Origin of the sequence: Nocardia yamanashiensis, assembly GCF_021183565.1 — a bacterium.
GTDB lineage: Bacteria > Actinomycetota > Actinomycetes > Mycobacteriales > Mycobacteriaceae > Nocardia > Nocardia yamanashiensis.
Genome location: NZ_CP089226.1, coordinates 7154515 through 7169471, shown reverse-complemented (window position 1 = coordinate 7169471; position 14957 = coordinate 7154515). Strand labels below are relative to the sequence as shown.

Annotated in this window: 8 protein-coding genes; 7 read left to right on the top strand and 1 reads right to left on the bottom strand. The window is 69.2% G+C overall.

The window, feature by feature from the left end; translation table 11 throughout:
- The first annotated feature begins 258 nt into the window (after nucleotides 1–258).
- The 6 genes from LTV02_RS33015 to LTV02_RS32990 all read left to right on the top strand — a co-directional run bounded on the left by LTV02_RS33015 (nucleotide 259) and on the right by LTV02_RS32990 (nucleotide 10187).
- A complete protein-coding gene (locus LTV02_RS33015) occupies nucleotides 259–2154 on the top strand; it encodes an Hsp70 family protein (RefSeq protein ID WP_233035564.1) in 1896 nt (631 codons plus the stop codon).
- A gap of 13 nt (nucleotides 2155–2167) precedes the next feature.
- Complete coding sequence (locus LTV02_RS33010; protein ID WP_408639292.1) at nucleotides 2168–5041, top strand: LuxR C-terminal-related transcriptional regulator; 2874 nt, start codon at nucleotides 2168–2170, stop codon at nucleotides 5039–5041.
- A gap of 45 nt (nucleotides 5042–5086) precedes the next feature.
- Nucleotides 5087–6223, top strand: coding sequence for a hypothetical protein (locus LTV02_RS33005; RefSeq protein WP_233035563.1), 1137 nt, complete (start codon nucleotides 5087–5089; stop codon nucleotides 6221–6223).
- Nucleotides 6224–6329: 106 nt separating this feature from the next.
- Nucleotides 6330–7685 (top strand): S1 family peptidase, encoded by a 1356-nt coding sequence (locus LTV02_RS33000; RefSeq protein WP_067723568.1) that lies wholly within the window; start codon nucleotides 6330–6332, stop codon nucleotides 7683–7685.
- A gap of 193 nt (nucleotides 7686–7878) precedes the next feature.
- Nucleotides 7879–9201: a S1 family peptidase gene (locus tag LTV02_RS32995; protein WP_233035562.1), complete on the top strand. Its 1323-nt coding sequence runs from the start codon at nucleotides 7879–7881 to the stop codon at nucleotides 9199–9201.
- Between the two features lie 149 nt (nucleotides 9202–9350).
- Entirely contained in the window at nucleotides 9351–10187 is an 837-nt protein-coding gene (locus LTV02_RS32990) for an NRDE family protein (RefSeq protein ID WP_067723564.1), read from the top strand.
- Nucleotides 10188–10612: 425 nt separating this feature from the next.
- On the opposite strand, the gene LTV02_RS32985 is transcribed toward LTV02_RS32990, so the two are convergent.
- Nucleotides 10613–11245 carry a hypothetical protein gene (locus tag LTV02_RS32985; protein ID WP_233035561.1) on the bottom strand — a complete coding sequence of 211 codons (633 nt, stop codon included), beginning with the start codon at nucleotides 11243–11245 and terminating at the stop codon, nucleotides 10613–10615.
- Between the two features lie 441 nt (nucleotides 11246–11686).
- Between LTV02_RS32985 and LTV02_RS32980 the strand changes: the two genes are divergently transcribed.
- Nucleotides 11687–14920 (top strand): (Fe-S)-binding protein, encoded by a 3234-nt coding sequence (locus tag LTV02_RS32980; protein ID WP_233035560.1) that lies wholly within the window; start codon nucleotides 11687–11689, stop codon nucleotides 14918–14920.
- Nucleotides 14921–14957 lie beyond the last annotated feature (37 nt).

Here is a 14957-nt window from a genome sequence, read left to right as displayed (position 1 = left end):
TCACGTTAGGAACGCGACCCGTTACGCCGAAACGGGGTGAAGTCCCCCGTATCGCGTGTCGCACCGATACGGGGGTTTCGCGGCATTAGGGGAATTTCCCCGAACCTGGGGGGAGATTGGTAACGACGCCCCCACAGCAACCGACAGGAACCATGGGCCGCCCGGCCCGCACGCCGTTTCACACAAATCGGACGCAAGAGCTTTCGACGCCGCACGCGATCCATTCGCCGCGTGTTTCGAATCGACAGGGGAACTCGAATGAGTCAGGGTCTGGCGCTCGGCATCACCGTCGGGTCGTCGAACACGGTCGCCGTGACATCTTCGGGGGGACAACGCAGGCTAGCGGTACGGCCCAGCATGCTCGGCGCCGAACCGGAGGTACCGGAGAGTTTTCTGTCCCGGGTCGGGGATCCCGTGGATATTCGCACCCGCGACGGATCCGCTGTTCGCGCAGCGGATCTGGTGGTCGCGGCGGTCGCCCGCGCGGTGGAGGACGCGGGTCGCCCGGCCGCCGCGGTGACCTGTTATCCGGCGTGGTGGTCGCAGCACACGGTGGAGGTGCAGCGGGCCGCGCTGACCGCCGCCGGTCTGGACGGCGTGGCGCTGGTGCCGGAACCGGCTGCGGCCATGCGCTGGTTGCAGGAAGTCCATGAATCCACCCATGACGGTGCGATGGTCGTATACGACCTCGGCGCAACCGGTTTGACCGTTTCGGTGGCGCGCACCGGCGCAATGTCCGGGTTGCTCGGTGAACCGGTACGTACCACTGCCGTGGCCGGCGCCGAATTCGATTTACTTACCATGCGTTACGTTCTCGCATTCGCGGTGGGGGAAAAGGATTTCGATCCATTCGACCCGTTGGTGGAACAGGAATTGGCCGCCCTGCGGGTGCGCTGCAAAATCGCGAAAGAAACGCTGTCGAAGAATACGGCGACCACCGTCCCGGTCCGGTTGCCCGCACTCGGCGCGGTCGATGTGCGCCTGGTGCGCGACGAACTGGAGGACCTGTTCCGCGGACCGCTGCTGGGTTCGCTCGATCTGGTGCACGAGGCCATCCGGCGCGCCGGTCTCGGCCCGGGCGATCTGGACGGTTTCCTGCTGACCGGCGGCGGCGCGGCCATCCCGTTGATCACCGAACTGCTCTCCACCGAATTCGGCGTCCCGGTCGCCGCGGCCACCGATCCCGCGCACCTGAGCGCACACGGCGCGGCCCTGCTCGCCGCCGATCTGCTGGCCGACACCACCGCGACGGAACCGCATCCGGCGCTGTCCGCTGCGCCCCGCATCCTGCCGCGCCGCATCCCGGGCCTCACCGCCCGCGATGCCGAACTCGGCGCACCGCATCATCCGGAGGACCCGAACGACCCGGTCCCGTACCAGGATTCGGCCGCCGGCCGGAACCGGCTGCGTCGGGAGATCAGCGAACTCGGTCCCGGCGCAATGGATTACAGGCCTGCACAGGAGCGATACGACGAGCAGCCGGACGAGACGATTGCGATCGCCGTCGATCACGGCACCCTGTGCAGCAGCGGTACCGGCACGGACGACACCGACACGAACGACGAGCGCCGGATCCCCCTCCTGCCCGCCCTGCCGACGGCCGCCGAACGACCCACCGGCTTCGCGCACTGGAAGCGAGTGGCGATCGTCGGCGCGGCCGCCGCGGCGGTGGCGGCGCTCGCCACCGGCACCCTGGCCATGGGCACCGGCGTGCAGTCCGCCCCCTCGGATCCGACTGCCCCGCAACCGTCTTCGACCGCCGTGGCCGCCCTGGACACCCCCGTCGCGCAATCCGGCGCGACCGGCCGGGCCATTGCCGGACATCCCGCGACGAGCGCGGCGGCCCGACCCGGCGGCGCGGCCAACCCGGTGGCGACGACACCCACGGGCGCACCCGCCGCCGAACCGGCCGCGGGGCAACCGGCAGCGGCCCAGCCCGCCGAAGGCTCCGCTCCGCAACCGAATACCACCACCCAGCAACAGGTTCCGGCAGCTCCCGGGCAGGGGCAAGCGCCGACCTATCAGCCCACGGTGGTCGCACCGGCACTCCCTCCGGTGCCCACGGCCGTCCCCGGCCTCAACTCCGCAGTCGACGGTCTCGGCAACGCGGTCGGCGCCCTTCCGGGCCAGAACCGTTCCAACAACGGCGGCTGAGAGTTGGTTCTTCGTGGCAAGCAACACCCCCGTCGCACTCGATTCCCTCCCGTGCGCACGAGAGATCTTCCGGGACCTGGACTCCGATGATCCGGCTCCCCCGCTCTATCTGATCCGCGGCCGCTCCGGCACCGGAAAGTCGGTGCTGCTCGGCGCCATCCGCACTCGTCTCCGGTCCCGCGGCTACACCCTCACCGACAATCCGGCCGAGCTGCTCCCCGCCCGGCCGGGCCACGATGCGATACAGCTCGGCGTCGAGGCGGACGCCCTCGCCGACTGGGCGGCCGATGTGACACCGGCGGATTCCGATCCGGTGTTCTCCGGGCAGGGAGCTGAAGTGCCGAACCTGAGCGCCGGCGCGAGGTCCGGGCGGGGCGGCGCTGCCCGGGGCCGGGCGAATCGCCTGGCGCTGGTGGTCGACGACGCTCACACCCTGCCGTCGGCACTGTTCGAAATGCTGGGCGAGGTCATCGAATCCGCGTCCGGGGTGGTGATCGTCGCGACGCGGCCGCGTCCGCACGACACTCGCCTGCGCGCTCTCACCGATCGAGCGGCGCGGCGTGGGCGGGTGGTGGATCTGCGCGCGCTCGGCACCACCGAGATCGCCCCGTTCGCGCGCGAATTGGGCATGATGGTGCCGAAAGCGCTGGCGCAGCATATTCATCGGGAGACCGCGGGTATCCACGGCGGCGTGGTGGCCGCCCTGTCCGCCGCCTGCGCCGCCCGGCTGGACGCGGGCGCGGTCGCGGTCGACGACGCCGTGTCCGCCTGGGCCCGTGCCCGTTTGGACGACGCCGATCCGGACCTGCTCGACACCTTCGTGGTGGCGGCCGCCGGCGCGGGTCTGGACACCAGCGAACTCACCGAGGTGCTCGGCGTAACCCATTCCGCCGCACAGGATCTGGTCGATCGCGCTCGGGGCAGCGCCCTGATCACCGACGCCGATCTCCTGCTGCATCCCGCTATCGCCCCGCTCCGCACCCTGGTGGGCGATCGCCGCTACCTGGCCGTCCAGCGCCTCCTGCTGCACGCCCGCCTGGGCGCGGGCCTGCTCCGCGATCACACCGCCCTGCACCTCGCCGAATCCGGCGTCCGCGATCCCCGCCTCGCCGAATTCCTGTGCGGCACAGCCGAGAAAGCGGGCGAGGAAGCCGTCCGCCACTACGCGGCAGCGGCGGCGGCCGGCGCCGACACCACCGCCATCGCCCTACGCTGGGCCGACGCCGCCGCCCGCACCGGCGACTGCGACACCGCCCTGCGCCTGGCCGAGCCCACCCTCAGCCGCCCCGACGCGGACCCCGCCGACCTGGCCGCCGCCGTCCGCATCTGCTCCGGCGTCTGGACCCGCCGATCCCTCACCACCCGCGCCGCCCAGCTCTACACCTGGCTCGGCCCGCACCGCGTCGGCGCCGACTGGGCCGTGGCCGCCGCCGTCCTCTACCTCGCCGGCGACCTCGCCGCCGCCCGGGCCCTCGCCGCGGCCGCCACCCACTGGCCGCCCACCGAGGCCACCGCCCGCGCCGCCCTGATCGCGACAGCCCTCGGCGACTCCATGCACCAGACCCCGCCCGATCCGGCTCTACCCCCGAGCTCCGACAACAGCGACCCACCACACCACGCATCCCGCGAAATCGCAGGCACCCCGGTATCGACCGACCCCGCCGCAGAATTCGGTAGGCAGGCAACCGATCCGGACGCCTCCGCAGCAGCCGCCAGCCCCACCCACGACCAAGCGGTCACCACCGCGCGAACCGCGGCGGTGGCGGCGGCCTCCGCGCTCATCCACGCCACGCATTCGGGTGTCGCGCCCGGGGAGAACGGGGGTGATCGGTTCCTCCCGTGTTCGGCGGTGTCGATCGCGACCCTGTTGTGCCTGAGCATGGGAGAGCCCGGCCGGGCGGGTGACGCGTTGCGGGGCGGGACCGAGGATGCGCAGCAGCGGGTGCTGGCGGCCTGGGTGGCGATGCTGGGCGGGGACGAGCAATCGGCGACGGCGCGGCTGGCGGAGGTTCGGATCGCCGATCTCGATGCGCGGGATCGGTTGCTGGCGCACGGCGTGCTGGTCGGATTGGCCAGGCGCGGTGGGGATCACGCGGCGCTGACACTGGCTTGGCATGCCGCCTATCCACTGTTCGACGAGGTGAGCGCGGATCTGCTGGCGCTCTTGCCGATCGGGGAACTGTGGCTGGCGGGGATCCGGCTGAAGGACGAGGCCCGGGTGAAGTCGCTGGTGGACGCGGCGTCGGAGCTGCTTGCGCGCCTGGAGGATCCGCCCGCTTGGGGGAATGCGTTCCATTGGTACGGAGTACAGGCGGCGATCGCGCACGAGAGCCCGGAAGAGTTGCTCCCGCACGCGCACCGGCTGAAGACGGCGGCGCTGGCCGGGGATCCGCAGGCCGCGGTGCTGGCCGACGCGGGACGCACCTGGGTGCTGGTGCTGCGCGGGCAGGTCGATCGCGATCGGGTCGAGGGCGCGGTGGCGCGGCTGGCCGATCTCGGGCTCGGCTGGGACGCGGCGCGGCTGGCGAGCGAGGCCGCGCTGGCCACCCAGGACGCGGTGGCCGCCACCGCGCTGCTCAAGCTGGCGCGCACGGTGCGCGCGCAGGCGCATCCGTCCCAGCCGGTCCCGGTCCGCCCGGCGGTTCCGGCGACACCCGTGACACGCCCGGAGCCGATGTCCGATACCGTTCTCAGTGAGCGCGAGCGTGAGGTCGCGGAGCTGGTGCTGCTGGGCTTGACCTATCGCGAGATCGGCGCCCGCCTCTACATCTCGGCGAAGACGGTGGAGCATCACGTGGCGCGGATCAGGCGTCGGATCGGTGCGGGCTCGCGTTCGGAGTTATTGTCAATGCTCCGCGCCATGGGTCATGGTTCACTCCTCGTATGACCTGGGCGCGGGGCGAGCCCGGACGCATCTAGCGAGGTAACGAGGATGGCCACTGGGGTGGGCCTGCGGATGGCCGACGACGAATGCGTCGTGGCCGTCGTGACGGGCGACGACGCCACACTCCCGGTGCACTACATCGTGCGCGAGTCGGTGCTGCACATGTCCGACGACGGGGATGCCGTGCTGGGCGGCGAACAGCCGGCCGGGCATTCGCATTCGATCACCGGCTTCGTGTCCGCGGTCGGCGATCCGGCCGGAATCGCGGTGGACGACGGCGAGGCGTACCGCGCCGAGGACCTGCTGGCCACCGCCGCCTTCTGCCTGATCGACCTGGCCACCGATCACCTGAACGGCCCCGCCGAGTTCTACGCCACCCATCCCCCGACCTGGCCGGAAGCCAATATCCGGGCGCTGCGTGAGGCCCTGGACTATCTGGGCCTGAAATCGGTGGTACTGGTCAGCGAGCGCGATCTGCCGCAGCCCGACGCCGACACCGGGAAATCGTTCGCCTACAACGCCGCCCGCGCCGCCCTGGCCGCGGTGCTGTCCACCCCGGCCGGCCTGACCCCGCCGGACCCGTCCGAGGCCACGCCCAATGCGGCCGACGTCACCGATGTGCTGCCCGCGCTCAAGAACGCCACCCTGGCCCAGGCGTACTCGGCCGCGGTGCCCGTCACCGTCACCCCGACCACCGCCGAACCCGCCGTGACCGGCACCGGCACCGGCGAACAGCCCGCGGTGCGCGCCACCCCGGCCGCCCGCCCCAATCGCGGTCCCTACTTCATCGCCGCCGCGGCCGCCGCCATCGGTTTGCTGCTGGGTGCCCTCGGGGTCGCGACGGTGTTGCGCCCCGACGACTCGCCGCCCAGCCCGCCCAGCGGCCAGATCGGCTCCGAGCCCTCCGGCACCGCCGGCGCCGCCCCGCCGCTGCTGCCGCCGGCCAGTTCGGACGCCCCCACCCCGGTCGCGCCGCCCATCGCCGAACCGGTGGAGCCGGCGCCCACCACGACGCCGCCGCCCACCACGACCACCGCGCCCCCGACCACCACGGAGCCGCCGCGCACCACGCCGCCGACCACCACCCGTTCGACGCCGACGTACCCGTATCAGTACCCGGTGCCGAGCTGGATGATGCCGGGGCAACAGGTGCCGCAGAATCCGTGGGAGTTCATTCCGCAATGATTTCGTAGCGCTCAACCGTGCTTCGTGCCCTAAAGTGGTGCGCTGACCGTGGTTCCGCGAAGTAACCGGGCACATCGGTCAGCTGGGTGCACTACGAAGGGACTCCATGCGCAAGTTCATGGCGCGCCGCGCCGCGGTCCGAGCTGCCACCGTCGCTTTCGCTTCGACCGTTATCGCAAGTCCCCTGCTGGTCACCGCGCACGCGGAGCCGGGCTCGCCGAATCAGCTTGCCGCTGACAAACTTCCGGCCGAACTCGTGCAGGCCATCCAGCGTGATCTGAAGATGACCGCGACCGAATACCTGGAGCGTTCCGCCAAGGCCCAGCAATTGCGGGACTACGCCAAGGAATTCCGTTCCGAGCGCCCCGACGAATTCGCCGGCGCCTGGATGGGCACCGACGGCAAGCCGGTCCTGGCCGTCACCTCGCTCGATGCCGCCCGCATCGCCGCCGAGGACGGCTACCAGACCCGGCTGGCCCCGATCAACGCCGACGGCATGGAGTCCTCGCTGGATCAGCTGAACAGCTGGATCACCAGCCTGCCGCGCGAGATCTCCGGCGCGATCAACTCGGTCGCCATCGATTTCCTGAATTCGCAGCTGGTGCTGAGCGTGGCCAATACGCCGGCCGGGCATCTGCTGAACCTGCCCACCCTGATCGCCAATATCAAGGTGATCCTCTCGCCCGACAGCGGCGGCCCGGTGGACCGGCGGCCGATGGGCGGCGACACCTACATCACCGCGCCGACCGCGATCAGCGATTCCGCGCTGACCACCGTGGACGTGTGCTCGTTCGGCTTCAACAGCGTGGACGCGGCGGGCAATGCGCTCAATATCAGCGCCGGGCACTGCAATCCGAATATCGGCAAGGGCAACGAGCGCGCGGACGTCTACATCCCGAACGTGCGCAATATCGCGGCCAGCCCGCAGGTGGGTTCCTTCGTGCGCTCGCAGCTGGGCGGCGGCCAGGCCCTCGACTACTCGGTCATCAAGCTGAACGACGCGGCGGTGGCCAACGGCATGGACCAGCCGCACGTGCGCGGCGCCAACTCCACCACGCTCACCATCACCGGCGTGGCGGACCCGATCACCGGCGCGCCGGTCTGCAAGTCGGGCCAATCGTCCACCTTCACTTGCGGTTTCGTGGTGGCGGATCGGGTGGAGACCCAGCTCTACACCGCCGAGGGCCAGTCCAAGACGGTGCGCGGCTTCGCTTCCAGTGCCTGCACCCTGGGCGGCGACAGCGGCGGCGCCATCGTCACCGGCACGCTCGCGCTCGGCATCACCAGTGGATCGAATGCGGCCGACGCGCCGAACTGCAACGAGGCCAATAGCGCGCTGGCCCAGTACGGTGGAACCGCGACGCTGGGCATTCCGGTGCGTGCCATTCTCGCCGATATCGATGCGAATTCGGGCGGCGGAATCGGCAGCGGCATTCGGGTGCGCACCCAGTCGGGCGCCTGAACCGGACATGTTCCGCGTGTCGTGATGGAAGGGCGGATTTCCGCTCTTCCGGATCGTGATCTGCACCGTAGGCGCCGAATACGGGCGCTGGCGATGATCTTGAACCGGACACGCCTCTTGTTTGCCGCGCCAATACCCAATCGTCACCCGGCAATAAGTAGGCATAACGGTCCCGACACCATATAGTCGGCTCATGCTCCTGCCACGTATGCGCTATTCGCTTGCCGCGGGCCGTCCGCGAGCCCTTGTCCGTTCCGCCGCCGTCGCAGCCGCCGCGCTGCTGGTCGCCGGACCGCTGGCAGGCAGCGCGCACGCGGAACCCGCCAAGGCGGAGCTGCCCGCGGAGCTGGTCGCCGCCATCACCCGCGACCTCAAGATCTCCCCGCAGGACTACCTCGCGCGCGCCGACACCGCGCAGAAGCTGGCCGCCTTCGCCACCACCGCGCAGCGCCAGTTCCCGGCCGTCTTCGCCGGTTCCTGGCTGGACGAGGCCGGTAAGGCCGTGGTCGCGCTGGCCCAGGGCGAGGATCTGGACGCCGCCCGCAAGGCCGCGGCGGACGCCGGCTTCAGCGTGAAGGACGTGGCCAAGAGCGAATCCACGCTGCGCAGCGAGAAGAACGCCTTCCAGAAGTGGCTGGAGGGCCAGCCCGCCGCGGTGTCGAAGTCCGTTCGTGGCGTGGCCATCGACACCATGAACAACACCCTCGCGGTGCGCGTGGATCAGGCCGGGCTGACGCTGCCCGGTTTCATGAGCCCGGCCCGCGTCATCGTGATGGCCGCCCCGCCGGCCGCCGGTGAGGACATCGCGCAGGCGACCCCGGTTGCGGGCGCGGGTTCCGGCCCGCTGGCCGCCGGCGACGGCTACGCCTCGGTCTCCGGCCGCATGTCGCTGAAGTGCTCGCTCGGCTTCAACGGCGTGGACAAGAACAACTACCTGGTGAATATCACCGCGGGCCACTGCAATCCGAATATCGCGGCCACCGGCGGCTCCAACTCGCCCGGCGTGTACGAGATGGTCGGCGACCGCATGGGCAACCAGATGGGCTTCTTCGACAAGTCGGTGCTGGGCAACCAGGACTACTCGCTGGTCGCCATCAATTCCGAGTACAAGGACCGTTTCGTCAACAACCTGGTGCGCGTCCCGAACGCCGCTCCGGTGGCTCTGACCGGCGTGGCCGTGCCCGTGGTCGGCGCCCCGGTCTGCAAGTCCGGCGCCCGCACCGGCTTCAGCTGCGGCGTGGTGAACGCCATCGATCAGACCGTGCAGGTCGGCGACCGGCTGCTGACCCAGTCGTTCTCCGCGAATATCTGCGCCCTGCCCGGTGATTCGGGCGGGCCGATCATCACCGGCACCCAGGCCCTGGGCATTTCCAGCGCCTCCTCGGTCGCCGACTACCCGATCTGCGAGATCCCCAACCTGATCGGCCTGCTCACCGGCGACGCCCCGCAGCTGTTCGCGCAGCCGCTGAGCACCGTGCTCTCGGACAACCCGGGCCTGCGGGTGCTTACCAACTGACAGTGTTTTCCCGAAAAGCCCGGCAGCCGTTGCGCTGCCGGGCTTTTCGCTTTCCGGGGTCACAGGGTACGACCGGGCAGTGTTCGGGCGGTAGCGGGGCAGCCATCGGGCAGGAGACGCGCACCGGGGCGCTCGGGCATCCTGGATCCATGTGTTTGGTGTTGCTCGGCTGGAAGGCGCATCCGGATTACCGATTGATCGTCGCCGCCAATCGGGACGAGTTCTATACCCGCCCAACGGAATCCCTGCGCCGCTGGGACGAGGTGCCGGGATTGCTGGCCGGGCGGGATCTCGGCGCGGCGGGCGCTACCCCCGGCACCTGGCTCGGCGTGGCCGAGAATTCGCATCGCTTCGCCACCGTCACCAATGTGCGCGGCCCGGACGAGGCCCGCCCCGACGCGCGTTCGCGCGGCGCGCTGCTGCTGGATTTCCTGCGCGGTGACGCGGGCCCGGAGAAGTTCGTGCGCGGGGTGGCCGCCACGCCCGACGATTACAACGGATTCAATCTGGTGGTCTCGGATCTGGAGACGCTGTGGTGGCACAGCAATCGCAGCGCACAGGCCCCGCGCGAACTCGCCCCCGGCTTCCACGGCGTCTCGAACGGCTGCCTGGTGGGCACGCTGGAGCCCGACGGCCGCGAGATCCGCACGGGGACCGCCACTCCCGCCTGGCCGAAGGTCCGTGACGGCGTGCGCGCCCTGGCCGACGTGGTCGCCGCCGATCCCGCGAATACCGCGGGCTACCTGGACGTGCTGGCCGATCGCACCCGCGCGCCGCGCGCCGAACTCCCGCACACCGGCCTGGGCCGATACGGCGAGCGCGCCGTGTCCTCCCGCTTCGTCACCCATCCGATGCACGGCACCCGCTGCAGCACGGTGCTGCTGGTTCGCGAGGACGGCCGCTTCGAAATGACGGAACGCACATTCGCGCGCTTCGGACGGCGCAAGGGCACGGTGTCACAGACCGGCCGTCTGGAATTGCCCTGAGATATCGGAAACACCCCCGTAAAAGGGACTAGGAGAATACCGCAAATCTCGGTAAGGTATCCGCGAACTGGTTGCAACCCAGCACTCCTGGCCCACACTATCTTTCGAGGTTGATTACATGTTCTTCGTCGCTGACACCGGTATCACTGGCGCACTCTTCGCCCTGCTCAAGACCCTGTGCACCATTTCTTCCGGTGGCGCCGCCTGCGCGGGCTGGGGCGCCTGAGCTTCAGCCTCGCATTCGGGGAGTTCCCCTCACATCCAATGGGTGTGGGGGGATTCGCTTTTCCGGGGGACCATTCGGACTAACCCGATGAATGGGGCGACACACGGAGCGGACTATTGCCCCGAATCCCCTAATGCCCCCTATAGATACGACAACGGCCCGTCCCTACGAGGAGGACGGGCCGTTGTGCGGTACTAGCTCAGTTGGCCCACTTGGTGGTGCCGTCCGCGGCCTGCAGCACCTGGATCAGCTCCAGGCCCGCGGCGACCAGGGTCGGGCCACCGGCGACGATGGTGCCGATGATGCCGCCGACACCGGCGCCCAGCACCAGTCCGGGCACGCAGCCGGCCGGGATGGTCACGATGCAGCCGATGACCGCGCCGAGCGCGGTGCCCACGAAGGTGCCGATACCGGTCGCCAGGGCGAACTGGGTCGAGAAGTTCGACATCGCGCGCTGGTTCTCGGTGGCCGAGGCGATCGGCTGGGCCTGCGCCACGACCGGCTGGGTGCCCGGCTGGAAGCCTTCCGGCTTCTCGGGGGTCACCTGCAGGACGGTGCCGTTCTCCTTGAGCTCGGACTTCACCTCGACGGGGGTGCCGCCGACGGAGAACGAGAGGGGGAAGGTGATGGTGGTGGCGCCGGAGATGTCCTTGACGTTCACCACGGTCTGCTTCTTGTCTTCGGGCGTCGCACCCTCGACTTCGGCGAGCTCGAACGTGCCGTTCTTGAGCTTGGAGACGACTACCTTGGTGCCGTCCTTCTCCTCCATCTTGGTGGAGTACTGGATGTTGCCCTCGGTGGCAGGGGCGGTATCGGCGTGGGCAGAGGACATCCCGACGGTCATAGCGCCAATGACCAGGGCAGCCGCCGCAGTGGTGCTGCGAAGCTTCATTCGGTTTTTTTCCAATCCGTCATCAGGTACAGCAGTCTGTGCTCATCTGTCACCACGCGAGGCCCGAGCTTCCCTCCGGGCCCTGCCACGCGCCAAACGGCGAACCTTCCCCGAGCATGTGAAGATGCGCACAGCTGTCGGACAGCGTGAGCCTAGTCGATCACCCGGACAGATGCGACATTGCTTTCATAAGGAAGCGGCCCGGGTTTTCAAAGTAAGCCTGCCCTTGGTTGGTGAGGCGAAATGCCGGGATTTACGGTGTGAGAAACCCTATGCAGTTAAGTTACCGGCGGGTAACTTACCGTCCGTTAGGATACGAGCAACCCGGAGCGGTAGACGCCGCTCGGCAAGCACGTTGACACTCCGAGAAAGGTCGCGGACATGAATGCCCTGACAGTGACGCTGGGCACGATTGGAGCGGCGTTCACGTTAATCGCGTGGGCGTCGTTCTTCGGCGGCGTACGCGGTATCGCCCGCACCATCATGGTCGGCCAGTCCGCGCCGGATCGCTGGCGGCCGTTCTTCCCCCGCTTCAAGACCATGATGGTCGAGTTCCTGGCGCATACGCGGATGAACAAGTTCCGCACCGTGGGCTGGGCGCACTGGCTGGTCATGATCGGCTTCCTGGCCGGTTTCATCCTCTGGTTCGAGGCCTACGGCCAGACCTTCGACGGCGAGTTCCACTGGCCGATCATCGGGTCCTGGGGCATCTACCACCTGATGGACGAAATCCTCGGCATCGGAACGGTTGTCGGCATCGTGGTGCTGATCGTCATCCGGCAGCTGAACCATCCGCGCGTGCCGGAACGCCTGTCGCGCTTCAGCGGATCGAAGTTCGCGCCCGCCTACGTGATCGAGTCCATCGTGCTCGTCGAGGGCCTCGGCATGGTGCTGGTGAAGGCCGGGAAGATCGCCGCCTATGGCGAATCCCACACCTGGAGCGACTTTTTCACCGAGCAGGTCGCCAAGCTGCTGCCCGCCAGCCCGACCCTGGTGTCCGTCTTCGCATTCGTGAAGCTGTGCTCCGGCGCGCTGTTCCTGCTGCTGGTCGGCCGCAACACCACCTGGGGCGTGGCCTGGCACCGGTTCGCCGCGTTCCCGAACATCTACTTCAAGCGTGAGCAGGACGGCGACGTCGCGCTGGGCGCGCTGAAGCCGATGATGTCGGGCGGCAAGCCCATCGACATGGAGACCGCGGATCCGGACAACGACACCTTCGGCGTCGGCAAGTTCGAGGACTTCTCCTGGAAGGACATCCTCGACGTCACCACCTGCACCGAATGCGGTCGCTGCCAATCCCAGTGCCCCGCTTGGAATACCGGTAAGCCGCTGTCGCCGAAGCTGCTGATCATGTCGCTGCGTGACCACGGTTACGCCAAGGCGCCGTACCTGCTGGCCGGTGGCCGCAAGGACATGGGCGGCGACGAGATCGGTCTGGTCGATGCCGAGGGCAAGCCGAACGAGGCTGCGCTGGCGAAGATTTCGGCCGAGGCGCGCGCCGAGGCGGAGCGGCCGCTGGTCGGGCACGAGGATGTCAACGGCATCATCGATCCCGAGGTGTTGTGGTCGTGCACGACCTGTGGTGCGTGTGTGGAGCAGTGCCCGGTCGATATCGAGCACGTGGATCACATCATCGATATGCGCCGGTATCAGGTGCTGATCGAGTCGGAGTTCCCGTCCGAGCTCGCGGGTCTGTTCAAGAACCTGGAGAACAAGGGCAATCCGTGGGGTCAGAACGCCAAGGACCGGCTGAATTGGATCTCCGAGGTCGATTTCGAGATCCCGGTCTTCGGTAAGGACGCTGATTCCTTCGACGGCTACGAATACCTGTTTTGGGTCGGGTGTGCCGGCGCGTACGAGGACCGGGCGAAGAAGACCACCAAGGCCGTCGCGGAGTTGTTGGCGACCGCCGGGGTGAAGTTCATGGTGCTGGGTCAGGAGGAGACCTGCACCGGTGACTCGGCGCGTCGTGCGGGCAACGAGTTCCTGTTCCAGCAGCTGGCGATGCAGAACATCGAGTTGTTGAACTCGGTGTTCGAGGGTGTGGAGCAGGCGAAGAAGAAGATCGTCGTCACCTGCGCGCATTGCTTCAACGCGCTCAACAACGAGTATCCGCAGGTCGGTGGCACCTACGAGGTGGTGCACCACACGCAGTTGCTGAATCGTCTGGTGCGGGCCAAGTCGCTGGTGCCGGTGTCGCCGGTGGCGCAGAACGTGACCTATCACGATCCGTGCTACCTGGGCCGGCACAACAAGATCTACAACGCGCCGCGTGAGCTGATGGAGGCTTCGGGCTCGACGCTGGTGGAGATGCCGCGTCACGGTGAGCGTTCGATGTGCTGTGGTGCCGGTGGTGCCCGCATGTGGATGGAAGAACAGCTGGGCAAGCGCATCAACGTCGACCGTGTCGATGAGGCGCTGTCCACGCTCAATGGTGGTAACGAGCCGTCGATGATCGCGACCGGTTGCCCGTTCTGTCGCGTGATGCTGACCGATGGTGTCACCGCGCGTAAGGATGGTGGCGAGGTCGGTCAGGGTGTCGAGGTGGTGGATGTGGCGCAGCTGATGCTGCAGTCCATCGACCGCATCGAGGCCGCGCAGCTGACCGAGAACCTCAAGGTTGTTCAGCAGCCCAAGGTCGAAGAGCCCGAACCGGTTTCCGAGCCCGAGCCCGCCAAGGCCGAAGCAGCCGTCGCCGAAGCTCCGGCCCCGGCGGCCGAGCCGAAGGCCGCACCGGCCGGTGGTGGCCTGGGCATGAAGGGTGGCCTGAAGCCGCCGGGTGGCGGCAAGGGTCTGGGCATGAAGGGCGGCCTCAAGGCCCCCGGCGCCAAGCCCGCCGCCGCACCCGCCGAATCCGCCTCCGCCGCTCCGGCTTCCACCGAAGCCGCCCCGGCCGAAGGCACCCCGGCACCGGCCAAGGGTCTCGCCATGAAGGGCGGCCTCAAGGCTCCCGGCGCCAAGCCGGGCGGCCTGGCCATGAAGGGCGGGCTGAAGACCCCCGGCGCGAAGGCCGCTCCGGCCGCTCCCGCCGAGGCTGCCGCCCCCGCCGAGGCCGCTCCGGCCGAAGGCACTTCGGCTCCGGCCACCCCGGCCGCCAAGCCGGGCGGGCTCGCCATGAAGGGCGGGCTCAAGGCTCCGGGCGCCAAGCCCGGCGGCCTCGCGATGAAGGGCGCCGCCAAGGCTCCCGGTGCGAAGACCGAGGCCCCCGCGGCTCCGGCGGAAGCGGCTCCGGCCGCCGCCGCTCCGGAAACCGCTGCGGCTCCCGCTGATTCGGCTCCGGCCGCCGCAGCTCCGGCCGAGGCCAAGCCGACCATCGCGGCCAAGGGCCTGGCCATGAAGTCCGGTCTGAAGCGCCCCGGCCCGAAGGCTCCGGCCGCTCCGGCGGAAGCCCCTGCGGCTCCGGCGGATCCGGCTCCGGCCGCCGAGGCTCCCGCGGCGCCGGCAGCCGCTCCCGAGGCCCCCGCCGCGCCGGCTCCGGCCGCGTCGGAGACCAACGGCACGTCGGAAGGCAACGGCAAGTCGGAAGGCAACGGCAGCACTCCGCCGCCGCCGGCCGCCAAGCCGGGTGGCCTGGGCTTCAAGTCCAACGCCAAGTCGCCGGGCAAGAAGAGCTGATCGGACCAACCGGATCGAAAGATCCGACCGCCGAACA